Below are 24631 nucleotides of genomic sequence, written 5' to 3' on the forward strand. Positions count from 1 at the left end.
ACTTCGGCCGCGAGCTGCCGGACTTCACCTGGGAGCGCACCGACCGCGTCGACGCCCTGAAGAAGGCCGCCGGCCTGTAAGGCGCACCGGAGCACCGCCGAAGCCCGGCACCCCGTCAGGGGCGCCGGGCTTCGGCGTTCCCCCGTTGTCCGAGCGGTCTGGTAGGTATGGGGCTGTGAGCAGCGAGAAGGAGAATCCGGAGGGGCCCGAGCAGCTCGCGCTCATCCGGGAGACGGTGCGCAGGGCGAAGGTGCCGAAGGCCAAGCCGCGGACCTGGCGGGGCGCCGCGCTCGCCAAGGAGCTGCCCGTCGCCCGGGTGGTGGTGAACAAGGGCGCGCTCCACCTCGACCAGTTCTTCGACTACGCGGTGCCCGAGGAGCTCGACGCCGTCGCCCGGCCCGGGGTGCGGGTGCGGGTCCGCTTCGGTGCCGGGTCCGGGCAGGTGCGGGGCGGGCGCCGGGAGGGCGGCCGGCTGATCGACGGCTTCCTCGTCGAGCGGCGCGCCGCCTCCGACTACTCCGGACCGCTGGCCGCCCTCGCCGACGTCGTCTCGCCCGAGCCGGTGCTCGGACCCGAGCTGCTCGCCCTGGCCCGGGCCGTCGCCGACCGGTACGCGGGCAGCCTCGCCGACGTGCTCCAGCTCGCCGTGCCGCCGCGCAGCGCCGCCGCCGAGGGCCGCCCCTCGCCCGCCCCGCTGCCGCAGCCCCCGCCGCCCGCCCCCGGCACCTGGAGCCGGTACGAGCGGGGGCCCGCCTTCCTGGAGACGCTGGCCCGCGGCGGGACGCCCCGGGCGGTGTGGACGGCGCTGCCGGGGCCGCACTGGGCCGAGGAGATCGCCCGGGCCGTCGCCGCCACCCTCGCCTCCGGGCGCGGCGCGCTCGTCGTCGTCCCCGACGGGCGGGCCGTCGGCCGGGTCGACGCGGCCCTCACCGCCGTCCTGGGCGAGGGCCGGCACGCGGTGCTCACCGCGGAGGCCGGGCCCGAGAAGCGGTACGAGCAGTGGCTCGCCGTCCGGCGCGGCGCCGTGCGGGCCGTCGTCGGCACCCGCGCCGCCATGTTCGCGCCGGTCAGGGACCTGGGCCTGGTCGTCGTCTGGGACGACGGCGACGGCAGCCACAGCGACCCGCACGCCCCCCAGCCGCACAGCCGCGAGGTGCTGCTGCTGCGCGCCGGCCACGACCGGTCCGCCTTCCTGCTCGGCGCCACCGGCTGCACCGTGGAGGCCGCGCAGCTCGTCGAGTCCGGCTGGGCCCGGCCGCTCGCCGCCGGCCGCGAGCAGGTCCGCGGGGCGGCGCCCCTCGTCCGTACCGTCGGCGACGACCTCCTCGCCCGGGACGGTGCCGCGCGGGCCGCTCGGCTGCCCTCGCTCGCCTGGGAGACGCTGCGGGACGGCCTGCGCTCCGGGCCGGTTCTGATCCAGGTGCCCCGGCGGGGGTACGTGCCCCGGCTCGCCTGCCAGCAGTGCCGGACGCCCGCCCGCTGCCGGCACTGCGCCGGGCCGCTGGAGGCCCCCGACCAGCGCGAGCTGCACTGCGGCTGGTGCGGGCGCGAGGCCCCCGCCTGGCACTGCGAGGCGTGCGGCTCCACCCGGCTGCGCGCCCAGGTGGTCGGCGCCCGCCGGACCGCCGAGGAGCTGGGCCGGGCCTTCCCCGCCGTGCCGGTCCGGACCTCGGGCCGCGACCACGTCCTGGACCGGGTCCCGGACCGCCCCGCCCTCGTCGTCTCCACCCCCGGCGCCGAACCCGTCGCCGACGGCGGCTACGCGGCGGCGCTGCTGCTCGACGGCTGGGCGCTGCTCGGCCGCCCCGACCTGCGGGCCGGCGAGGAGGCGCTGCGCCGCTGGATGGACGCGGCCTCGCTGGTCCGGGGCCAGGCCGAGGGCGGCACGGTCGTCGTGGTCGCCGAGCCGACGCTGCGGCCCGTGCAGGCCCTGGTCCGCTGGGACCCGGTCGGGCACGCCCAGCGTGAGCTGGCCGAGCGCGCCGAGCTGGGCTTCCCGCCGGTCTCCCGGATGGCCGCCGTGAGCGGGTCGCCCGAGGCGGTCGAGACCTTCCTCGCGGCCGCCGCGCTGCCCATGGACGCCGAGGTCCTCGGGCCGGTGCCGCTCCCGGTGGTCCGCCCCGGGGCGGCCCGCCGGCCCGGGGACCCCCCGCCGGGGGAGGAGTGGGAGCGCGCCCTGGTCAGGGTCCCGCCGGGCAGCGGAGCGGCCCTCGCCCAGGCGCTCAAGCACGCCCGCGCGAGCCGTCAGGCCCGCGGCGCCGGCGAACCGGTCCGGATCAGGGTGGACCCGCCGGACATCGGCTGACCCCGCCCGCGCCCGGTCCGGGCGGACACGACGACGGCCGCCGCCCCCTTCGGCCAGGGGGTGGCGGCCGGTTCGTCGCCGCGTGCCGTCAGCCGTTGCGCGGGCTGGGGAAGGCGGGGGAGCGGGGCTCCTCGCGGAGGGTGGCGCTGCCCGAGGTGGGCTGGGGAGGCATGGAGCGGGCGGCCGGCACCGACGGGAGGGGGCGGGGCACGCCCGGCTCGGCGCCGAGCTGCTCCGGCTCCACCGAGGGCTGCTGGGGTGCCCGGCGGGCGCCGTAGCGGCGGTGCACGGCCTGCTTGGTGACTCCGAGGGCGGAACCGACCGCGTCCCAGGAGAAGCCGAGGGAGCGGTCGAACTCGACGGCGGCGGTCACCAGGGTCTCGACGCTGTCGCGGAGTTCCTGGGCGAGCCGTACGGTGGGGGCGGGCGCGCGGCCGTAGACGACGAAGCCCGTCGACGGGCCGGAGCGGCGGGGGCGGTAGACATTGCCCAGCTGGGCCGTGAGCGTGCGCAGTGCGTCCACCTGCCGCCGGACCCGCTCGATGTCCCGCACCAACAGGTGCAGACTCGCCCGGGCTTGGGCGTCGTGGGTTGCGTGGTCGGCCATGGATGAGCCTCTCGAACCGGCGATGGTAGGGCGGGCCGCAGGGGGGACGGCGGCCCGATTCGGTCAATCTCTCTTGACCAACGCGCCACCCGGAGTTGGGTCACGCTGCGGGGGCGTACACGCATATGCGCGGGGCGCTCGCCGTCGCGTACGCCCCCTCCGTCACTCCCGCCTAGACTGGTGTGTCGCCCGCAACGCCCCCGGACAGACAGGCAGTCGCCACCCATGAAGCTCGTCTTCGCAGGCACCCCCGAGGTCGCCGTCCCCGCCCTGGACGCCCTGCTGGCCTCCGGCCGCCACGAGGTCGCCGCCGTGGTCACCCGCCCGGACGCGCCCGCGGGCCGGGGTCGGCGCATGGTCGCCAGCCCGGTCGCGCAGCGCGCCGAGGAGGAGGGCATCGAGATCCTGCGGCCCGGCCACCCGCGCGACGAGGACTTCCTCGCCCGGCTCCGTGAGATCGCCCCGGACTGCTGCCCGGTCGTCGCCTACGGCGCGCTGCTGCCGCAGAAGGCCCTCGACATCCCGGCGCACGGCTGGGTCAACCTGCACTTCTCCCTCCTCCCGGCCTGGCGCGGCGCGGCGCCCGTCCAGCACGCGGTGATGGCGGGCGACGAGGTGACCGGCGCCAGCACCTTCCAGATCGAGCGGGGCCTCGACTCCGGCCCGGTCTACGGCGTGATCACCGAGGAGATCCGCCCCACCGACACCAGCGGCGACCTCCTGACCCGGCTGGCCTTCGCGGGCGCCGGACTGCTCTCGGCGACCATGGACGGCATCGAGGACGGCACCCTCAAGGCCGTCCCGCAGCCCGCCGACGGCATCTCCCTGGCCCCGAAGATCGAGGTCGAGGACGCGCACGTCGACTTCGCCGCCCCGGCCCTCCGGGTCGACCGCGTCGTCCGCGGCTGCACCCCCGCCCCCGGTGCCTGGACCCTCTTCCGCGGCGAGCGCCTCAAGCTCGTCCACGCGGCCCCCGTCCCCGACCGCACCGACCTCGCCCCCGGCGAGCTGGCGGCCGGCAAGAACAACGTCTACGCCGGCACCGGCTCGTACGCCGTCGAACTCCTCTGGGTCCAGCCGCAGGGCAAGAAGCCCATGAAGGCCGCCGACTGGGCCCGCGGCGTCCGCATCGCCCCGGGGGAGCGGCTGGGCGCGTGACCGCCGGGGGCGTTTTCCCCGGTGGCGGCCGACGGACGTAGGCTGGGTGGGTTCGACCCCTCATTTCGTCACGCGGAGCACCTTTGAGCGAGCAGGCACGTCGCCGTCCCCCCAAGCCCCACCGCCGGCCCAAGAAGGATCCCGTGCGGATGCTCGCCTTCGAGGTGCTCCGGGCGGTCGACGAGCGGGACGCGTACGCCAACCTCGTGCTGCCTCCGCTGCTGCGCAAGGCGCGCGAGAAGGAGGGCTTCGAGGCGCGGGACGCGGCGCTGGCGACCGAGCTCGTCTACGGGACGCTGCGGCGCCAGGGCACGTACGACGCGATCATCGCCGCCTGCGTCGACCGGCCGCTGCGCGAGGTCGACCCGCCGGTGCTCGACGTGCTGTCGCTCGGCGCGCACCAGCTGCTCGGGACGCGGATCCCGCCGCACGCCGCCGTCTCCGCCACCGTCGAGCTGGCCCGCGCGGTGCTGGGCGAGGGGCGCGCCAAGTTCGTCAACGCCGTGCTGCGGAAGATCACGCGGCAGGACCTCGACGCCTGGCTGGCCGAGGTCGCCCCGCCGTACGAGAAGGACGCCGAGGACCACCTCGCCGTCATGCACTCCCACCCCCGCTGGGTGGTCTCCGCGCTCTGGGACGCGCTCGGCGGCGGCCGGGCCGGCATCGAGGCGCTGCTGGCCGCCGACAACGAGCGGCCCGAGGTCACCCTCGTCGCCCGGCCCGGCCGGATCGGCGTGGAGGAGCTGGCCGGCGCCGCCGAGACCGAGCCGGGCCGCTGGTCCCCGTACGCCCTGCGGCTCGCCGAGGGCGGCGAGCCCGGCGCCATCGAGTCCGTGCGGGACGGCCGGGCCGGCGTCCAGGACGAGGGCAGCCAGCTCGTCGCGATCGCCCTGGCCAACGTCCCGCTGGAGGGCCCCGACACCCGCTGGCTCGACGGCTGCGCCGGCCCCGGCGGCAAGGCTGCCCTGCTGGGCGCGCTGGCCGCCGGGCGCGGCGCCGCCCTGCTCGCCTCCGAGAAGCAGCCGCACCGCGCCCGGCTGGTCGAGCGCGCGCTGGCCGGTAACCCCGGCCCGTACCAGGTCATCGCCGCCGACGGCACCCGCCCGCCGTGGCGCGAGGGCTCCTTCGACCGCGTCCTGGTCGACGTGCCCTGCTCCGGGCTCGGCGCGCTGCGCCGCCGCCCCGAGGCCCGCTGGCGCCGCCGCCCGGAGGACCTGGACGGCTTCGGGCCGCTCCAGCGCGGGCTGCTCACCGAGGCGCTGAAGGCCGTCCGCGTCGGCGGCGTCGTCGGCTACGCGACCTGCTCGCCGCACCTGGCCGAGACCCGGGTCGTCGTCGACGACGTCCTCAAGAAGCACGGCGGCGGCGAGCTGGTCGACGCCCGCCCGTACTTCCCCGGCGTCGACGCCCTCGGAGACGGCCCCGACGTCCAGCTGTGGCCGCATCTGCACGGTACGGACGCCATGTACCTGGCGCTGATCCGCCGGACCGCCTGACGGTTTCCGCTGGTCTGTACCAGTACGTCCGGTGGCGCGATTGCTACTCACCGGTTCGCGGCAAAGAAGTCCCCAAGAACGTGGCAGGCTTGGCACATGGCGCAGATCAATCCCAGCATCCTCTCCGCAGACTTCGCCCGCCTCGCGGACGAGGCCAAGGCCGTCGACGGTGCCGACTGGCTGCACGTCGACGTCATGGACAACCACTTCGTGCCCAACCTGACGCTGGGCGTGCCGATCGTCGAGTCGCTCAGCCGGGCGACCGGCACCCCCCTCGACTGCCACCTGATGATCGAGGACCCGGACCGCTGGGCGCCGCAGTACGTGGAGGCCGGCGCGGGCTCGGTCACCTTCCACGTCGAGGCGGCCGCCGCGCCGGTCCGGCTCGCCCGGGAGATCCGCGCCAAGGGCGCCAGGGCCTCCATGGCGCTCAGGCCGGCCACCCCCATCGAGCCCTTCGAGGACCTGCTCCCCGAGCTCGACATGCTGCTCATCATGACCGTCGAGCCCGGCTTCGGCGGCCAGGCGTTCCTCGACATCATGCTGCCCAAGATCCGCCGCACCCGTGAGCTGATCTCCAAGCACGGCCTGGAACTGTGGCTCCAGGTCGACGGAGGCGTCTCCGAGTCGACCATCGAGCGCTGCGCCGAGGCGGGCGCCGACGTCTTCGTGGCCGGCTCGGCGGTCTACGGCGCGGCCGACCCGGCCGCCGCGGTGGCCGCGCTGCGCGCCAAGGCGGACGCCGCCACGGCGGGCGCCGCCTGGGCATGTGGCCACTGAGCCTCCGACCGGTGAACGCGGTCCGACGGGCCGCCGACAGGACTGATCAAGGCCCGCCGTTTCTGACAGGATGAACAGCGGGTCCAGAGTGTGAACGAAACGCGGGCCGTGGACAGCGGTGCGCGCACAGCAGTGAGGAGATCGCGGTGGCGGGAATGTCGGCAGGACGGTCGGCCCTGCGGATGGGCCCCGCGGAGCTGGTGCAGGCGGCCGCCATGGCGCGCCGCTTCTACCTGGAGGGGAAGTCCAAGATCCAGATCGCCGAGGAGTTCGGCGTGAGCCGCTTCAAGGTGGCCCGGGTCCTGGAGACCGCTCTGGAGAGGGATCTCGTCCGCATCGAGATCCGCGTACCGGCCGAGCTGGACGCCGAACGCTCCGACGCGCTGCGCGCCCGCTACGGGCTCCGCCACGCCGTCGTCGTGGAGTCCCCGGCCGAGGACGACGAGTCGCCCGACCCGGAGAACCTCGGCGAGGTCGCGGCCGACCTCCTCGGCGAGCTGGTCAACGAGGGCGACGTGCTGGGCCTGGCCTGGGGCCGCTCGACCATCCACATGGCGGCCGCCCTCGACCGGCTGCCCCCGTGCACGGTCGTCCAGCTCACCGGGGTGTACGACGCCGGGACCGCCGAGCGCGGCTCGGTCGAGGCGGTCCGGCGCGCCGCCCAGGTCTCCGGAGGCGAGGCCCACCCCATCTACGCCCCCATGCTGCTGCCCGACCCGGCCACGGCCGCCGCGCTGCGCAACCAGACCGGCATCGCCCGGGCCTTCGAGTACTTCGACAAGGTCACCGTCGCCTGCGTCTCCATCGGCTCCTGGGAGCCGGGCATCTCCACCGTGCACGACATGCTCTCCGAGGAGGAGCGCGCCCACTACGCCTCCCTGGGCGTGGCCGCCGAGATGTCCGCGCACCTCTTCGACGCCGAGGGCCGCCGGGTCGGCCGCGACCTGGGCGAGCGGTGCATCACCGTCGAGGCGGACCGGCTGCGCCGGATCCCCGAGGTCGTCGCCATCGCGGGCGGCCAGCGCAAGGCGGCGGCGATCGGCGCGGTGCTCCGCTCCGGCCTCGTCACCAGCCTGGTCACCGACCGCTCGGCCGCCGACTACCTGCTCAGCGAGTTCAGCCCGGGCTCCCGGCCGGCCCTCGACCGCAAGGACCCGGACACGGGCACCGACGGACGCTGACGTCCCGGGGGCGCCCGCCGTGCACACGGCGGGCGCCCTTCGTCCGCCCGGGCGCGTCCCCGGGGCCGCGCCGGGCGGACGGTGACAGCATCGGGCCATGACCGCTCGCTGCCTCCGGCTGGGGCTCGCCGTCCTGGCCGGGCTGTCCCTGCTCCTCACCGGCTGCTCCGCCGGGACCGCCACGCCGACCGCCACCGCCGCCCCGTCCCGTACCGCCGCGCCGTCCGCCCCCGCGCCGTCCGCCGTCCCCACCGCCTCGCGCTCCTCCGGCCTGCCCACCGTGGAGGCGGCGGAGCTGCCGCCCGAGGCGCGCCGGACCCTGGCGCTGATCCGGGCCGGCGGACCCTTCCCGTACGCCAAGGACGGCAGCGTCTTCTCCAACTTCGAGCGGATCCTGCCGCCGAGGAAGCGCGGCTACTACCACGAGTACACCGTCCGCACCCCCGGCGAACGCGACCGCGGGGCCCGCCGGATCGTCACCGGCGGCGAGGGGGAGCGGTACTACACCGACGACCACTACGAGAGCTTCCGGGAGGTGGTCGGCGATGAGACTGGATGACCCCGTCGTCCTCGATCTGTACGGCGTGACCGACAAGGCGGGCTTCATGGACCGCTGCGCCGCCGTGCTCGGACTGCCGGACTGGTTCGGCCGCAACTGGGACGCCCTCGCCGAGGGCCTCGGCGACCTGCCCCGGCCCGTCGCCGTCGTCGTCACCCACTGGCAGGGGTACGCCCGCCGGGCCCCGGGCGACTGGGAGACGGCCCAGGAGGTCTTCGCCACCGCCGTCGAGGACTCGCCCGGGCGGCTTTCGGTGCTGATCGCCCTCGGGGGCGGACGCCGGGAGAGCCCGCCGGAGCCGGAGCCGGAGGGCGGCTGAGCGGCGGCGCGTACTCCCCGGGGAGTACGGCGTGCGCCGGGGGAGTACGCGCGGGTGTCGGCGGACGGTGGACGCCCGCGGGGCCGTCCGTTCCTAGCGTGGAGGGCGTCGGGTGGAGCAGCCGCCCGGCGCCGCTCCGGCGGCACCCCCCTTCCGTCAGGAGGCCCGCCATGCGCACCCTTTCCCCCACCCCCTCGTCCCCCTCCTCCACCGGCCGGACGGCCGGCTCCGGCGGCACCGGCCGGTGGGCGCGGACCGGCTCCCGGGCCGTCCCGGCCGCGATCTGCACCGCCGTCGCGGCGATCGCCGCCGCAGACCTGATCAACCCGCAGTACAGCCCGGTCACCGAGGTGATCAGCCGGTACGTGAACGGCACCGCGGGCTGGCTGGTCACCACGGCGCTGTTCCTGGTCGCCGGCGCCTCCGGCCTCCTCCTGGCCCTGCTGCGGAGGGCCGGGGCGCCGCGGGTCGGGCGGTGGGCGGTCGGCGTGTGGGCCGCGGGCATCGCGGTCGCCGGGGTCTTCCCCGCCGACCCGCCCGGACGCTGGGGCAGGCCGTCCACCTCGGACATCGTGCACGGCATGGCCGCCACCCCCGCCTTCCTCGCCCTGCCCGTGGCCGCGCTGGTGCTGCACGGATGGCTGACCCGCCGGTGGACGCGCGGCGCCGGCGCGCTGCGCGCCGTGCTCGGCACCTCGCTGGTCTCGACGGCGGTGCTGCTGGTCTGCCTGGTGGACGTGATGGACGGGCCCTCGCTGGGGACCGACGCCGTGCCGACGCTCGTCGGACTGGTCGAGCGGATCGCCTTCGGCGCCGGCCTGGCCTGGGTGGCGCTGGCCGCCGTCGCCGCCTCGCGTCCGGCGGTGCGCGCATGACGACCGGACGTCCGGGGGCCGTTGTGCACAATGGCCCGGTGACCGAAGAGCGCGCCGGGGTGGACCGGGACCGAACGGGGCCCGTCGAGGGCCCCGCCATCACACGGGCCGCACGGGCCGCGGCGGCCGCGGTGACGGCGGTCGCCGTCGTCACCGCCGAGGCCCTGGCGGGCGACGGGCCGCTGCTCACCGGCATCGTGCCCTACGCCCTCGGGCTCGCCGCGCTGGTGCTCGCGGCCGGCCGGTGGCCGCGCGCCGCGCTGCTCGTGAGCGTCCAGACCGTCATCGCCTTCCGCGCCGCGGGGCTGTCGGACGTCGGCTGGATCTGGCCGGCCACCGCCGCGTACTTCCTGGTGGCGGCCGGGGACCGGCCCGTACGGGGCCCGGTGCGCGGCCGGCTCGACGCGCTGCTGCGGCGGCTGCCGGACGGGCCCGCCTTCGCCGTGGGCGTCGGGGTCTTCCAGGTCGCCTTCGCCGCCGACTGGGAGCTGTTCGTCGCGGGCATGAGCGGCCGGGGCGTCGTCGCCGAACTCGGCGCGGAGACCCTCTGGCTGGCCCTGGTGCTCGCCGCCGCCACCGCGTGGCGCAACGGACGCAACTGGCGCCGGGAGGAGGCGGCCGGACGGGAACGGGCCGCGCGCGAACGGGAGGCGGAGGCCCGGCGGCGGGCGGAGGCGGAGCGGTTGCAGATCGCCCGCGAGCTCCACGACGTGGTCGCGCACACCCTGACCGTCGTCGGCGTGCAGCTGCGGGTGGCCGTCGAGGCGCTGGAGGACGAGCCGGAGGAGGCGCGGGCCGCGCTGAAGACCGCGCAGGAGGTCCGCGCCACGGCCGTCACCGACCTGCGGTCGCTCATCGGCGTCCTGCGCGAGCCCGGGCAGGACGCGGCCGCCGGCGGGAACATGGCGCTGGCCCCGGAGCGGGGCCTCGACGGCGTCGGCGAGCTGGTGGAACGGGTGCGGGCCGCCGGGCTCGACGCGGACGTCGAGGCCGCGGGCGACCCGGCCGCCGTGCCCGCGCCGGTCGCGCTCGCCGTCTACCGGATCGTGCAGGAGTCGCTGACCAACGCGGTGCGGCACTCCGGCGGCACCCGGGTCGACGTCCGGCTGCGGTACGAACCCGAGGCGGTCCGGGTGGAGATCGCCGACGACGGGCCCGCGAAGCCGGCCGGCCGTCCGGCGCGGGCGAGCGAGGGCGGCGGCCACGGGGTCGCCGGGATGCGCGAGCGGGTCTCCGTGCTGGGCGGCGAGTTCGCCGTCGGGCCGGGCGAGCACGGCGGATACACCGTCCGGGCCGTGATTCCTGTGCCAAGCTGACGATCATGACGATTTCGGTTCTGCTCGCCGACGACCAGTCCCTCGTCCGGGCGGGCTTCCGCAGCCTGCTCCGGCGGACGCGCGACATCGAGGTGGTGGGCGAGGCGGCCTCCGGCGACGAGGCGCTGCGCGCCGTCCGCGCCCTGCGCCCCGACGTCGTCCTCATGGACATCCGCATGCCGGGGATGGACGGGCTGACCGCGACCGAATCCCTCACCCGCGACCCCGAACTCGCCGGGACCAGGGTGATCGTGCTGACGACCTTCGAGACCGACGAGTACGTCTTCGCCGCGCTGCGGGCGGGCGCCAGCGGCTTCCTCACCAAGGAGATCGAGCCGGACGACCTGCGCCAGGCGATCCGCGCGGTCGCCGGCGGCGACGCCCTGCTCTCACCGAGCGCGACCCGCCGGGTGGTCGAGGAGTTCGCCCACCGGCCGCTCGCCGCGACCGTGGCCCCCGACCGGCTCACCGCCCTCACCGCCCGCGAACGCGAGGTGGTGGCGCTCGTCGCCGGGGGGCTCTCCAACGACCAGGTCGCCGCCCGGCTGGTGATCTCGCCGCTCACCGCCAAGACCCACATCACCCGGGCGATCACCAAGCTCGGCGTCCGCGACCGGGTCCAACTGGTCGTCCTGGCCTACGAGACCGGGCTGATCCAGCCCGGCCACACCGCGGGCGACCTTCCCGTGGACGGGGTCTGACGGCCCGTCGGGCGCCGACGCCGCCGCGTCAGGCGACCCACGAGGGCCGCTCGTCGACCCGCAGCACCACGCACGAGATCGAGATGCCGGTGCCCACGCCGATCATCAGCACGTGGTCCCCGGGCGCCAGCGCGCCGGTCTCCAGCAGGTGGTCGAGCCCCGCGACCTGATCACCCGCCCCCAAGTGGCCCGCGCGGCGGCTGAATTCGAGGGTGCCGCGCCAGGTCTCCAGACCGATCGGGGCCAGCGTCCGGCGCAGGAACCGCTCGTGCGCCCAGTTCATGTGCGTCACCCGGGCGATGTCGGCGGTCTCCACGCCCGCGTCCGCCAGCGCCTGCTTCACCGCCCGCTTGGTCGCGCTGCCGATCAGCTCGTGGTCGGCGAGGCGGGCCGCCGCCTCCGAGGAGGCGTACTGCGCGGCCCGCGCCTTCAGGTCCACCGGCCGGCCCACGGTCGCGCCCGGCGGGAAGAGCGGCTCCTCGCCGCGGTGCAGCAGCTCCAGGACCGGCACCGAGGCGTGGGCCACCGACAGCACCCGGGCGAAGCCGCCCCGGCGGCTCACCACCAGGGACGTGCCCGCGTCGCCGAGCACGATGTTCGTCATGCTGCGCCAGCGGTCCATCAGCGCGGTGCCGAAGTTGTCGCCGCTGGTCAGCAGGGCGGCCGTGCGCTCCGGGGCGGCGTGCAGGTGATTGGCGGCGGCTTCGAGCGCCGCCATCATGCCGTTGCACCCCTGGCGCAGCTCCAGCGCGGGCACGTCGGTGCCGAGCACCTGCTGGAGGACGTAGTGCTGCGGGGACCAGGCGTCCGGGCCCTGGTGATGGGTGTCGGTGTGCACCAGCAGGTCGATGTCGGCGGTGTCCAGGCCCGATCGCTCCAGCGCCAGGCGGCCCGCCCGTGCCGCCAGATCGGGGGCCGGGGTCTCGCCGGCCACCGCCACCGACACCCAGTTGCCCTGGGCGGCGTCCTCCGCGTCGTACAGACCCAGCTCCACCGCGCGCTCCACGGGGAAGCGCTCCGGCAGATGGGTCGCGACTCCCGCGATGTACAGGTCGTCAAGGCGCATGGGGTCTCCCTCTTCCGGCCGTCCGCCGGTCCGCTGCTCTCCGGTTCGCCGCCAGGCTCTCCGGCGGGCGTCCACCCGTGCTCAAGCCGGGAGCGACCCGGGCTCTACCGGAACCCCAGATCGCTTCGATCACCCGTTCCTACCGTGGCGGCGAGGGCCGGCCCGGCACGGGCGGCCCGCGGAGGGGAGGCGTGACATGCCGTCGACGACGGTGCGGGCGGAGGACGGCGCGGCCGGGAACGGTGGTGCCGGTGGGCGGGACACGGACGCGGAGGGTACGGAGCCGGGCGCGGCGGACACCGGGAACGGAGCCGGGCGGGAGCCCGCGGCGGGGCCGGAGCACACCGCCCGGCTGCTCGCCGCCTCCGGGCTGGCGGCGGAGGGCCGGGTGCCCGGCCCGTCGCCGGACGCCTGGCTCGCCGAGCGCGGCCTGGCCGGCGCGCTGCGCGTCGACCGCGTCCCGCTGTCCGAGCTGGCGGGCTGGTCGTTCGCCCCCGGCACCGGCGACCTCCGCCACGACAGCGGACGCTTCTTCAGCGTCGAGGGCCTGTCGGTGCGCCGGGAGACCGGGCCGGTCGACAGCTGGTCCCAGCCCGTGCTGGTGCAGAGCGACATCGGCGTCCTGGGCCTGCTCGCCAAGGAGTTCGACGGCGTCCTGCACTTCCTGATGCAGGCCAAGATGGAGCCCGGGAACGCCACCCGCACCCAGCTCTGCCCCACCGTGCAGGCCACCCGCAGCAACTACACGGGCGTGCACGGCGGCGCCCCCGTGCCCTACCTGGACCACTTCCTGCGGCCCGGCCGGGGCCGGGTGCTCGTCGACGTCCTCCAGTCCGAGATGGGCTCCTGGTTCCACCGCAAGCGGAACCGGAACATGGTCGTCGAGGTGCTCGACGACGTGCCCGTCGGCGACGACTTCCGCTGGATGACGATGGGCGAGGTGCTCGACCGGCTCCGCCAGGACGACGTCGTCAACATGGACGTCCGCACGATCCTCGCCTGCCTGCCGCTCGCCGCCCGGGGGACGGGCGCGCCGCGCCGGGGCCCCGCCCGGCACGAGGACGCGGAGCTGGCGCACTGGTTCACCGACATGAAGGCCCGGCACCCGATGGTCACCCGGCGGGTGCCGCTCGCCGCGGTCGACGGCTGGACCCGCGGGCCGGACGAGATCGCCCACGAGGACGGCCGCTACTTCCGCGTCATCGGCGTCCGCGTCGAGGCCACCCAGCGCGAGGTCCGATCCTGGTCGCAGCCGTTGCTGGCGCCCGTCGCCGAGGGCGTCGTCGCCTTCCTGCTGCGCCGCTTCGACGGCGTCCCGCACGTCCTCGTGCAGGCCCGGGTCGAGGCGGGGCTCCTGGACGGCGTCGAATGGGCCCCCACCGTCCAGTGCACCCCCGCCAACCTGGCCGGGACCGGACTGCCCCGCCCCCGCTACCTGGACGCCGTCCTGGGCGCCCCGGCCGACGCCGTCCGCTACGACACCCTGCTGTCCGACGAGGGCGGCCGGTCCTACCACTCGCTGGCCCGGCACCTCGTGCTCGAGGCCGGGCCGGACGTCCCGGACGAGGAGCCCGACGGCTTCCGCTGGGTCTCCCTCGGCCAGCTGGCCGCCTTCGCCCGCCACGGCTACCAGGTCAACGTGCAGGCCCGCTCGCTGCTGAGCGTCCTCTACGGCCTGTGGGCCGAGGGCGCCCGGGCCGGCGCGGAGGAGTCCTCGTGAACGGCGCCGGACCCGTGCGGATCGGGGTGCTCGGCTGCGCCTCGATCGCCGAACGGCGGGTGCTGCCCGCGCTGGGCCTGGCGGCGGAGATCGAACTCGCCGCCGTCGCCAGCCGCGACCCGGCGAAGGCCGCCCGCTTCGCCGAGCGGTTCGGCTGCGCGGCCGCCGCCGGGTACGAGGAACTCCTGGACGACCCCGGGATCGAGGCCGTCTACCTGCCGCTGCCCACCGGGCTGCACGAGCGGTGGGCCGAGCGGGCCCTCGCCGCGGGCAAGCACGTCCTGGCCGAGAAGCCGCTGACCACCTCGGAGCGGGCCACCGCCCGCCTCTACGACACGGCGCGGGCGGCCGGACTGGTCCTCATGGAGAACCTGATGTTCGTCCGGCACCGCCAGCACCGCGAGGTCGCGGCGCTGGTCGCCTCCGGCGCCATCGGCGAGGTCCGCGAGATGACCGCCGAGTTCGGCATCCCGCCGCTGCCCGAGGACGACATCCGCCACGTGGCCGCGCTGGGCGGCGGAGCCCTCCTCGACATGGGCGTCTACCCGGTGCGCGCGGCACAGTTCCACCTCGGCGGCCCGCTCGACGTGGTGGGCGGCGTCCGCCGCTACGACCCGGTGCGCGACGTCGACGTCTCCTGCACCGCCGTCCTCGTCTCGCCCGCCGGCGTGCCCGCCCGCATCGCCGTCGGCAGCGAGCGCGGCTACCGCGCCTCCTACACCCTGTGGGGCGCGGAGGGCCGGATCACCGTCGAGCGGGCCTTCACCCCGCCGCCCGACCACCGGCCCGTCGTCCACATCGAGCGCCAGGGCGTCACCGAGGTCCGCAGGCTCGCCCCCGACGACCACTTCCTCGCCCTCGCCCGGCGTTTCGCGAGCGCCGTCCGCGGCTCCCTCGGACCCGCCGAGGCCGCCGAGGACGAGCGGCAGACCCTCCAGCAGGCCCGCACCCTGGACGCGCTGGCCGCCGACACCCGGCGGATCCCGCTGTGAGCGCCGACCGGCCCGCGGGCGGCGGGACCGTTCCCGGGGAGGCCGCGCCCGGTTCCCGTACCGCGCTGGTCGTCGGCGGGGCCGGGTTCCTCGGGAGGCACGTCGCGGCGGCGCTCGCCGACGGCGGCTTCCGGATCCTGACGCTCGGGCGCACCCCCCGGCCGGGCGCGCTGCGGGCCGATCTCGCGGCGACCGCGCCCGGGGAACTGGCGGCCCTGCTCGACCGGCACCGCGTCGACCTGGTCGTCAACGCGGCCGGCGCCGTCTGGGGCGGCCTGGACGAGGAGTCCGTGCACCGCGCCAACGTCACCCTGGTCCGCGGTCTCGTCGCGGCCGTCGCCGCCTCGGCCCGCGCCCCCCGGCTGGTCCAGCTCGGCTCCGGCTACGAGTACGGCCCCACCCCCGAGGGCGAGCCCGTCACCGAGGACGCCCCCGCCCGCCCCACCACCCCCTACGGGCGGACCAAGCTGCTGGCCACCCTCACCGTGCTGGCCGCCGCCGAGGAGGGGCTGATCGACGGCGTGGTCCTGCGCGTGGCCTCCGCGCTCGGGCCGGGCGCCCCGGCCGGGAGCCTCTTCGGCGCCCTCGCGGAGCGGCTGGGGGCCGTGCCCCCCGGCGGGCCGCCCGCCGAGATCGTGCTCCGGCCCCTGGTCAGCCGCCAGGACTTCGTCCACGTCGGGGACGTGGGCGCCGCCGTGCTCGGCGCGGCCACGGCCGCCCCGGGCGCCGCCCGGCTGTGCAACATCGGCGGCGGGCGGGCCGTGCCCGTGCGCGACCTCGTCCGGCACCTGGTCGGACTCAGCGGTGCCCCGGTCCGGATCGTCGAGCGCGACGACGGCACCGGAGCCCGCGGCGGCGGCCTGGACTGGCAGCTCCTCGACACCGCGGCGGCCCGCGCCGCCTGGGGCTGGACGCCCGGGCGCGGCCCCGAGAACGCCCTGCGCGACCTGTGGCACCACGGACGCGGCACCCGCCCCACCCACCAGCACGGCCTCACGGAACGGGACTCCCGATGACCCTCACGACCTCCACCGACCCCACCGTCCCCGCCGACACCCGGGAGGAACTCCTCGACCGCGTCCGTGCCTTCGCGCGCGAGCGGTGGGTCCCGACCGCGTTCGTCCCCGGCGTCACCCCGGTCCAGCCCGCCGGCGGCGTCCACGACGAGGAGGACACCGTCGCGCTGGTCGAGGCGGCCCTCGGCATGCGGATCGCCGCCGGCGTGAGCGCCCGCCGCTTCGAGCGGCTCTTCTCGCGCGCCCTCAAGGTCCGCAAGGCGCACCTCACCAACTCCGGCTCCTCCGCCAACCTGGTGGCCCTCACCGCCCTCACCTCTCCGGCGCTCGGCGACGACCGGCTGCGCCCCGGCGACGAGGTCGTCACCGTCGCCACCAGCTTCCCGACGACCGTCAACCCGATCCTCCAGAACCAGATGAAGCCGGTCTTCGTCGACGTCGACCTCGGCACGTACAACACCACCGTCGACCGGATCGCCGACGCCATCGGCCCGCGCACCCGGGCGATCATGATGGCGCACACCCTCGGCAACCCCTTCCAGGCCGCCGAGGTCGCCGAACTCGCCCGGGACAGGGGCCTCTTCCTCGTCGAGGACAACTGCGACGCGGTCGGTTCCACCTACCGGGGCCGTCTCACCGGTGGCTTCGGCGACCTGTCGACCGTCAGCTTCTACCCGGCGCACCACCTGGCCATGGGCGAGGGCGGCTGCGTCCTCACCGACAACCTGGTGCTCGCCCGTGTCGTCGAGTCCGTCCGGGACTGGGGCCGGGACTGCTGGTGCGAGCCCGGCGAGGACGACCGCTGCGCCAAGCGCTTCGACCAGCAGTTCGGCAAGCTGCCGCACGGCTACGACCACAAGTACGTGTTCTCGCACGTCGGCTACAACCTCAAGACCAGTGACCTGCACGCCTCCCTGGGCCTCAGCCAGCTCCGCCGCCTCGACGAGTTCACCGACGCCCGCAAGCGGAACTGGCGCCTGCTGCGCGAGGGCCTGGACGGCACGCCGGGCCTGCTGCTGCCCGAGCCGACCCCCGACAGCGACCCGAGCTGGTTCGGCTTCGCCGTGACCGTCCTGCCCGACGCGCCCTTCACCCGGCGCGAGCTCGTCACCCACCTGGAGTCCCGGAAGATCGGCACCCGGCTGCTCTTCGCCGGCGACCTCACCCGCCAGCCCGCCTACCTGGACCGCGAGTTCCGGGTCAGCGGCTCCCTCGACAACAGCGCCCTCGTCACCGAGGGCACCTTCTGGCTCGGCGTCTACCCCGGCATCACGCCCGAGATGGCGCAGTACGTCATCGACTCGGTGCGCGACTTCGCCGCCGGGCGCCGCCGCACCGGCTGACGCCCCCCACGGGTCCCGCTCCGGCCCGCCCTCCCCGGCCCCCGTCAGGCCGCCCCGCTTGCCCGCCGAATGCCCGATCTCCTCGACAGGGGTGCACTCATGGACGTAGAACCCGCCCTGCGGCCGGCCCCGGCCGCCACCACGACGCAGCCGGCCGGTGAGCCGATCGCCGTGGTCGGGATCGCCTGCCGGCTGCCCCGGGCGGCCGACCCGGAACGCTTCTGGCGCCTGCTCGGCGAGGGGCGGGACGCCGTCGGCCTCGCCCCCGACGGACGGCCCGGCCCCGAGGTCCCGGAGGCGTACCGCAAGGGCGGGTTCCTGGACGACGTCGCCGGCTTCGACGCGGGCTTCTTCGGCTTCTCGCCGCGCGAGGCGGCCGTCACCGACCCGCAGCAGCGGCTCGCCCTGGAGCTGGCCTGGGAGGCGCTGGAGGACGCCAGGACCGTCCCCGCCGACCTGCGCGGCGCGGCCGCCTCCGTCCACGTCGGCGCCATCGCGAGCGACTACGCCACGCTCCTGCACGAGCACGGCGACGACGCCCTCACCGCCTACACCCTCACCGGCAACCACCGGAGCGTGATCGCCAACCGGATCTCGCACCTGCTCGGCCTCACCGGCCCCAGCCTCACCGTCGACTCCGGCCAGTCCTCCTCGCTCGTCGCCGTCGAACTGGCCTGCGCCAGCCTGCGCGCCGGCCAGAGCGAACTCGCCCTGGCGGGCGGCGTCCAGCTCAACCTCGCCCCGCACTCCACCCTCGGCACCGTCCGCTTCGGCGGGCTCTCCCCGGACGGCGCCTGCCACACCTTCGACGCCCGCGCCAACGGCTACGTCCGCGGCGAGGGCGGGGCGTTCGTCGTCCTGAAGACCCTCTCCCGGGCCCTCGCCGACGGCGACCGCGTCCACTGCCTGATCCTCGGCGGCGCCGTCAACAACGACGGCGCGGGCGAGCGCCCCGGCCTGGCCGTGCCCAGCGCCGCCGGCCAGGAGGACGTGCTGCGCCGGGCCTGCGCCGCCGCCGGGACCGACCCGGTCGACGTCCAGTACGTCGAACTCCACGGCACCGGCACCCGGGTCGGCGACCCCGTCGAGGCCGCCGCGCTCGGCGCCGTCTACGGCACGGCCCGCCGGGCCGCGGGCCGGCCGCCGCTGCACGTCGGCTCCGCCAAGACCAACGTCGGCCACCTGGAGGGCGCCGCCGGGATCACCGGCCTCCTCAAGGCCGTCCTCGCCCTCTCCCACCGCGCCCTGCCCGCCAGCCTGCACTTCGAGACCCCGAACCCGGCCGTCCCCCTCGACGAGCTGGGCCTGCGGGTCTGCACCGCCACCACGCCCTGGCCCGAGGACGGGTCGCCGCTGCGCGCCGGCGTCAGCGCCTTCGGCATGGGCGGCACCAACTGCCACCTGATCCTGGGGGAGTGGACCGGGGACCGGGCCGCACCCGCCGCCGACGCGGAGCCGGACACCGGGAGGGGCTCCGCCTCCTCCGCCCCCGTCCTGTGGCCGCTCGCCGGCCACACCGAGCAGGCGCTGCGCGACCAGGCCCGCGGCCTCCTCGACCGCCTGGACCGGCCCGGCGCCCCCGCGCCCGCCGCCGTCGGCCTCTCGCTCGCCGCCACCCGTACCGCCTTCGAGCACCGCGCGGTGGTCCTCGGCGCCGATCCCGCCACCCTCCTCGGCGGACTGGGCGCCCTGGCCGACGGCGCGCCCTCGGCCGCCGTGCTGCGCGGCCGGGCCGGCGGCGAGGCCGGCGCGCCCGGACTGCCCCCGGCCGCCGCCCGTACCGTCTTCGTCTTCCCCGGCCAGGGCTCCCAGTGGCCCGGCATGGCGGCCGGACTCCTCGCCACCGAGCCGGTGTTCGCCCGCAGGCTCGCCGAGTGCGCCGAGGCCCTCGCCCCGCACACCGACTGGGACCTCCTCGACGTGGTCCGCGACGCGCCCGGCGCGCCCGGCCTGGACCGGGTCGACGTCGTCCAGCCCGCGCTGTGGGCCGTGATGGTCTCCCTCGCCGAGCTGTGGCGCAGCCACGGACTCGTCCCCGACGCCGTGGTCGGACACTCCCAGGGCGAGGTGGCCGCCGCGACCGTCGCCGGCGCGCTCACCCTGGAGGACGCCGCCCTGACGGTGGCCCGGCGGGCGGCCGCGCTGCGGCGCGTCTCGGGCCGGGGCGGCATCCTCAGCGTCGCCCTGCCCGCCGCCGAGGCGGAGCGGCTCATCGCCCCCTGGACCGGCCGTCTCGCCGTCTCGGTCCTCAACGGGCCCGCCCAGACCGGCGTCTCCGGCGACCGCGAGGCCCTGGACGAACTCGCCGAGCGGCTCGACCGCGACGGCGTCTGGTGCCGCCGCGTCGCCATCGACTACGCCTCGCACACCGCCCACGTCGACGAGGTCCTCGACGACGTCCGACGCGAACTCGCCGCCGTCGCCCCCCGGGCCGGCCTGCTCCCGATGATCTCCACGGTGACCGGCGAACCCGTCGACACCACCACCCTCGACGCCGCCTACTGGGCCGCCAACCTGCGGCAGCCGGTGCGCTTCGAGGCCGCGGTCCGGCGCAGCCTCGCCGACGGCACCCGGCTCTACGTCGAGTGCAGCCCGCACCCGGTGCTGACCTGGGTCGTCCGCGAGACGCTGGAGGACGCGGGCGCCCGGGCCGCCGTCGTCGGCACCCTGCGCCGCGACGCGAGCGGCGAGGAGGGCCACGGCTTCCCGCGCGCCGTCGCCGAGGCGTACGTCCACGGCGCGGCCGTCGACCTGACCCGGCCGAACGGCCCCGGCCCGCTCGTCGACCTGCCGGGGTACGCCTTCCAGCGCCGCCGCCACTGGTTCGACGGCCCGGCCACGACCGCCGCGCCGCTCGGCGCGGCGGACACCGGGCGGTCCGGGGCGGTCCGGGACACCGCGACGGACACGGCCGCGGACGCCTCCACGGCCACGGATGCCACTCTGGCCACGAGCGCCATTCTGGCCACGAGCGCCATTCTGGCCACGGATGCCTCTGCGGTCACGGACACCTCTGCGGTCACGGACACCTCTGCGGTCACGGACACCTCTGTGGTCACGGACGCCTCCCCGGCCACGGCCGTCGACGCGGTCGCCGAGCCCTCCTCCTCCGCCGCTCCCTCGGGCGGGCCCACCGCCGGGGAGGTCGCGGCGCTCGTCCGGGGGCTCGCCGCCGCCGTCCTCGGGCACGCGTCGGCCGCCGAGGTCGACCCCGAGCGGTCGTTCACCGCGCTCGGCTTCCACTCGCTGACCGCCGTCGAGCTGCGGGACCGGCTCAACGAGGCCACCGGCCTCACGCTGCCGACCACCGTCGTCTACCACCACCCCACCCCCGCCGCGCTCGCCGCGCACGCCGCCGGGCTGCTCGCCGCGCGCGACGCGGGGCCCGGCCCCGACACCGGGACGGAGGCCCGGGAGCCGGCGGAGCCCGGTACCGACGCCCTCGCCGACGGCACCGGCGGGGACGACGGCGCGGAACCCCTCGCCGTCGTCGCCATGAGCTGCCGCTTCCCCGGCGGAGCCGACTCGCCGGAGGCGCTCTGGCGGCTGCTGGCCGAGGAGCGCGACGGGATCGGCGGCTTCCCCGACAACCGGGGCTGGGACCTCGCCGGGCTGTACGACCCCGACCCGGACACCCCCGGCACCAGCTACACCCGGAACGGCGGCTTCCTCTACGACGCCGACCTCTTCGACCCGTCCTTCTTCGGCATCAGCCCCCGCGAGGCCGCGGCCATGGACCCCCAGCAGCGGCTCCTCCTGGAGACCGCGTGGGAGGCCGTGGAGCGCGCCGGCATCGTCCCCGCCGCCCTGCGCGGCACCGGCGTCGGCGTGTTCGTCGGCGCCATGGCCCAGGAGTACGGCCCCCGGCTCCACGAGGACGCGGCCGGACACGACGGGCACCTGCTCACCGGCGGCTCCATCAGCGTCGCCTCCGGCCGCATCTCCCACCTGCTGGGCCTGGCCGGTCCCGCCCTCTCCGTCGACACCGCCTGCTCCTCCTCGCTCGTCGCGCTCCACCTCGCCGCGCAGTCGCTGCGCCGCGGGGAGTGCGACCTCGCCCTCGCGGGCGGCGCCGCCGTCCTCTCCCAGCCCGGCATGTTCGTGGAGTTCAGCCGCCAGCGCGGGCTCGCCGAGGACGGCCGCTGCAAGCCCTTCGCGGAGGCCGCCGACGGCACCGCCTGGGCCGAGGGCGCCGGGATGGTGCTGCTGGAGCGGCTCTCCGACGCGCGCCGCAACGGCCACCCCGTCCTCGCCGTGATCCGGGGCACCGCCATCAACCAGGACGGTGCCAGCAACGGCCTCACCGCGCCCAGCGGTCCGGCGCAGGAGGACGTCATCCGCCGGGCGCTCGCCGACGCCTCGCTCGCCCCCGCCGACGTCGACGCCGTCGAGGCGCACGGCACCGGCACCCGGCTGGGCGACCCCGTCGAGGCCCAGGCCCTCATCGCCGCCTACGGCGAGGGCCGGCCCGACGGCGCCCCGCTGCGGCTCGGCTCGCTCAAGTCCAACACCGGCCACACCCAGGCGGCCGCCGGCGTCGGCGGCCTGATCAAGATGGTGCTGGCCCTGCGCCACGAACTCCTGCCGCGCACCCTGCACGTCGACGCGCCCACCTCGCACGTCGACTGGTCCGCCGGGACCGTACGGCTCCTGACCGCCGCCGAGCCCTGGCCGCGCGGCGCCCGCCCCCGCCGGGCCGGCGTCTCGTCCTTCGGCATGAGCGGCACCAACGCCCACCTGATCCTGGAGGAGGCACCCGCCGGCACCGGGCGGCCGGACGCGCCCGCGGCACCGGTCCCCGACGGCGCGACCGCGCCCGTCCCGGTGGTCGTCACCGGGCACAGCCCCGACGCCGTCCGCGCCCACGCCGACGCCCTGCGCACCTTCCTCGGCGGACCGGCGGCCGAACCGGCGCCGACCCCGGCCGAGCTCGGCCACGCGCTCCGGGCCACCCGCACCCGCTTCCCGTACCGCGCCGGCTTCGCCCAGGCCACCCGCGAGCAGCTGCTCGACGGGCTCGCGGCGCTCGCCGACGGCCACCCCGAGGCGCCGCCCACGGTCCGCGCCGGCGCCGCCGGACCCGGCCCCGTCTTCGTCTTCCCCGGGCAGGGCTCCCAGTGGGCCGGCATGGCCGCCGAACTCCTCGACACCGAGCCGGTGTTCGCCCGCAGGCTCACCGAGTGCGCCGAGGCCCTCGCCCCGCACACCGACTGGGACCTGCTCGACGTGGTGCGCCGGGCCCCCGGCGCCCCCGGCCTCGACCGCGTCGACGTCGTCCAGCCCGCGCTGTTCGCCGTGATGGTCTCGCTGGCCGCGCTGTGGCGCGCCGCCGGCATCGAACCGGCCGCCGTCGTCGGCCACTCGCAGGGCGAGATCGCCGCCGCCTGCGTGGGCGGCGCCCTCTCCCTCGACGACGCCGCCAAGGTCGTCGCGCTCCGCAGCCGCGAGCTGGTGCGGCTCGCGGGCAGCGGCGCCATGCTCTCCGTGGCGCTCCCCGTCGACCGGGTCCGCGAACTGCTCGCCCGCCGCCCCGGCGAGGTCCACGTCGCCGTCGTCAACGGACCGGGAGCCACCGTCGTCGCGGGCGAGCCGGCCGCCCTCGACGCCTTCGTCGCCGACCTCGGGCCGGACGTCCACACCCGGCTCCTGCCGGTCGACTACGCCTCGCACTCCCCGCACGTCGCCCCGGTCCGCGAGCGCGTGCTGGAGGTCCTGGACGACATCCGGCCGCGCCCCGCGGAGGTGCCCTTCCACTCGACCGCGCTCTGCCGCCGGCTGACCGGCACCGAACTGACCGGCGCCTACTGGTACGGCAACCTGCGGGAGACCGTCCGCTTCGCCGACGTCGTCCGCTCCCTCGCCGACCAGGGCCACACCCTCTTCGTCGAGGTCAGCCCGCACCCGGTGCTCACCGCCGCGATCGAGGAGACCCTCGCCGAACGGCCCGGCGCCGCCGCGGCCGTCGGCACCCTGCGCCGCGACGGCGGCGGCCGCGACCGCTTCGCCGCCTCCCTCGCCGCCGCCCTCGCGCACGGTGCCCCCGCCGACCCGGCCCGCCTCGACCCCGGCGCGCCGCCGCGCGCGCTCGCCCTGCCCACCTCGCCGTTCCGCCGCGAGCGGTACTGGATGGACGCCCCCCGCCCGGCCGCGGGACCCGAACGCCTCGGCCTGGACGATCCCGGGCACCCGCTGCTCGGCGCCGCCGTGCCGCTCGCCGACGGCGGCGGACTGGTGCTCAGCGGCCGCCTCGACCCCGCCGGGCAGCCCTGGCTGGCCGACCACGTCGTCGCCGGCACCACCCTGCTCTCCGGCACCGCCTGCCTCGACCTGGCCCTCCACGCGGGCACCCTCACCGGCTGCCCCGGCGTCGCCGAACTCGCCCTCGCCGCACCCGTGGTGCTCCGCGACGGCACCCCCACACCGGTCCAGGCGATCGTCTCCGAGGCCGACGAGGACGGCCGCCGCTCGCTGGCCCTGTACGCCCGCGGCGGCGACGACGCGCCCTGGCAGCGCTGCGCCACCGCCGTCCTCACCCCGGACGCCGGCCACGAGCCCGGCCCGGCCGGGGACCCGGCCGCCTGGCCGCCCGAGGACGCGGTCGCCCTCGACCCCGCCGCCGGATACCCGGGCCTGGCCGACGAGGGATACGGCTACGGACCCGCCTACCGCGGCCTGCTGCGCGCCTGGCGCCTGGGCGGCGAACTGCTCGCCGAGGTCCGGCTGCCCGAGGGGACCGACGCCGAGGGCTTCGGCGTCCACCCCGCGCTCCTCGACGCCGTCCTGCACGCCGCGCTGCTCGCCGGCACCCGCGCCCCGGGCCGGATCGACCTGCCGATCGCCTGGAGCGGCGTACGGCTGCACGCCGAGGGCGCCACCGTGCTCCGGGCCCGGCTCACCCCGACCGGCCCGGACGCCTGGCGGATCAGCGCCACCGGGCCGGACGGCGCGCCCGTCCTCGACGCCGAGGCCGTCGAATGGCGCGCCGCCGACCGCCTGCGGATCGCGTCCGCCGACGGGACGGGCAGCGCCCTCCAGCGCGTCGACTGGCAGGAGCACCCCCCGGCGCCCGCCGGTACGGACCTCCCGGCGGTCGAGCACCTCGGCGCCTCGCTGGCCGCCGCGCCGGGCGCCCTCGCCGGCCTGGAGGCCCGCGTCGCCACCGGCCCGCCCGCGCCCGGCACCGTGGCCGTGACCGAA

Annotated in this window: 17 protein-coding genes; 15 read left to right on the plus strand and 2 right to left on the minus strand. The window is 76.9% G+C overall.

Going from position 1 to position 24631, the window contains the following annotated elements; genetic code table 11:
* Positions 1-175 precede the first annotated feature (175 nt).
* Positions 176-2305, plus strand: coding sequence for a primosomal protein N' (locus tag IE321_RS33925; protein WP_190225717.1), 2130 nt, complete (start codon positions 176-178; stop codon positions 2303-2305).
* 88 nt (positions 2306-2393) lie between these two features.
* On the opposite strand, the gene IE321_RS33930 is transcribed toward IE321_RS33925, so the two are convergent.
* Complete coding sequence (locus IE321_RS33930) at positions 2394-2912, minus strand: hypothetical protein (RefSeq protein WP_043223729.1); 519 nt, start codon at positions 2910-2912, stop codon at positions 2394-2396.
* Positions 2913-3137: 225 nt separating this feature from the next.
* Here IE321_RS33930 and fmt point away from each other — a divergent pair, with 225 nt between their 5' ends.
* The 9 genes from fmt (at position 3138) to IE321_RS33975 (ending at position 11297) form a co-directional block, all read left to right on the plus strand.
* Positions 3138-4070: a methionyl-tRNA formyltransferase gene (gene fmt, locus IE321_RS33935; RefSeq protein ID WP_043223728.1), complete on the plus strand. Its 933-nt coding sequence runs from the start codon at positions 3138-3140 to the stop codon at positions 4068-4070.
* Between the two features lie 83 nt (positions 4071-4153).
* Positions 4154-5566, plus strand: a complete 1413-nt coding sequence (locus tag IE321_RS33940; RefSeq protein WP_190225718.1) for an RsmB/NOP family class I SAM-dependent RNA methyltransferase — start codon at positions 4154-4156, stop codon at positions 5564-5566.
* Positions 5567-5662: 96 nt separating this feature from the next.
* A complete protein-coding gene (gene rpe / locus IE321_RS33945) occupies positions 5663-6346 on the plus strand; it encodes a ribulose-phosphate 3-epimerase (protein WP_190225719.1) in 684 nt (227 codons plus the stop codon).
* A gap of 155 nt (positions 6347-6501) precedes the next feature.
* Complete coding sequence (locus IE321_RS33950) at positions 6502-7527, plus strand: sugar-binding transcriptional regulator (RefSeq protein ID WP_190225728.1); 1026 nt, start codon at positions 6502-6504, stop codon at positions 7525-7527.
* 97 nt (positions 7528-7624) lie between these two features.
* Entirely contained in the window at positions 7625-8086 is a 462-nt protein-coding gene (locus IE321_RS33955) for a guanyl-specific ribonuclease (protein WP_190225720.1), read from the plus strand.
* On the plus strand, positions 8073-8405 hold the full coding sequence (locus tag IE321_RS33960) for a barstar family protein (RefSeq protein WP_190225721.1): 333 nt from the start codon (positions 8073-8075) through the stop codon (positions 8403-8405). The genes IE321_RS33955 and IE321_RS33960 overlap by 14 nt, the downstream gene beginning before the upstream one ends.
* A 170-nt stretch (positions 8406-8575) precedes the next feature.
* On the plus strand, positions 8576-9280 hold the full coding sequence (locus IE321_RS33965) for a DUF998 domain-containing protein (RefSeq protein WP_190225722.1): 705 nt from the start codon (positions 8576-8578) through the stop codon (positions 9278-9280).
* Positions 9281-9318: 38 nt separating this feature from the next.
* Positions 9319-10596, plus strand: coding sequence for a sensor histidine kinase (locus IE321_RS33970; RefSeq protein WP_190225723.1), 1278 nt, complete (start codon positions 9319-9321; stop codon positions 10594-10596).
* A gap of 5 nt (positions 10597-10601) precedes the next feature.
* On the plus strand, positions 10602-11297 hold the full coding sequence (locus tag IE321_RS33975) for a response regulator transcription factor (RefSeq protein WP_190225724.1): 696 nt from the start codon (positions 10602-10604) through the stop codon (positions 11295-11297).
* A gap of 28 nt (positions 11298-11325) precedes the next feature.
* Here IE321_RS33975 and IE321_RS33980 read toward each other — a convergent pair whose 3' ends face one another.
* A complete protein-coding gene (locus tag IE321_RS33980) occupies positions 11326-12363 on the minus strand; it encodes a ketoacyl-ACP synthase III family protein (RefSeq protein WP_043223720.1) in 1038 nt (345 codons plus the stop codon).
* 196 nt (positions 12364-12559) lie between these two features.
* Between IE321_RS33980 and IE321_RS33985 the strand changes: the two genes are divergently transcribed.
* The 5 genes from IE321_RS33985 to IE321_RS34005 all read left to right on the plus strand — a co-directional run.
* Complete coding sequence (locus IE321_RS33985; RefSeq protein ID WP_190225725.1) at positions 12560-14083, plus strand: NDP-hexose 2,3-dehydratase family protein; 1524 nt, start codon at positions 12560-12562, stop codon at positions 14081-14083.
* A complete protein-coding gene (locus IE321_RS33990; protein WP_051841953.1) occupies positions 14080-15075 on the plus strand; it encodes a Gfo/Idh/MocA family protein in 996 nt (331 codons plus the stop codon). The genes IE321_RS33985 and IE321_RS33990 overlap by 4 nt, the downstream gene beginning before the upstream one ends.
* The gene (locus IE321_RS33995; RefSeq protein ID WP_190225726.1) at positions 15072-16091 is read left to right on the plus strand and encodes an NAD-dependent epimerase/dehydratase family protein; all 1020 of its coding nucleotides are present in this window, start codon (positions 15072-15074) and stop codon (positions 16089-16091) included. Before IE321_RS33990 ends, IE321_RS33995 begins: the two co-directional genes overlap by 4 nt.
* A complete protein-coding gene (rfbH, locus tag IE321_RS34000; protein ID WP_043223719.1) occupies positions 16088-17434 on the plus strand; it encodes a lipopolysaccharide biosynthesis protein RfbH in 1347 nt (448 codons plus the stop codon). The genes IE321_RS33995 and rfbH overlap by 4 nt, the downstream gene beginning before the upstream one ends.
* A 99-nt stretch (positions 17435-17533) precedes the next feature.
* Positions 17534-24631 (plus strand): type I polyketide synthase (locus IE321_RS34005; protein WP_190225727.1); only part of this gene is annotated, 7098 nt, incomplete at its 3' end.

The organism is Streptomyces hydrogenans, from assembly GCF_014656075.1.
GTDB classification, from domain to species: Bacteria; Actinomycetota; Actinomycetes; order Streptomycetales; family Streptomycetaceae; genus Streptomyces; species Streptomyces hydrogenans.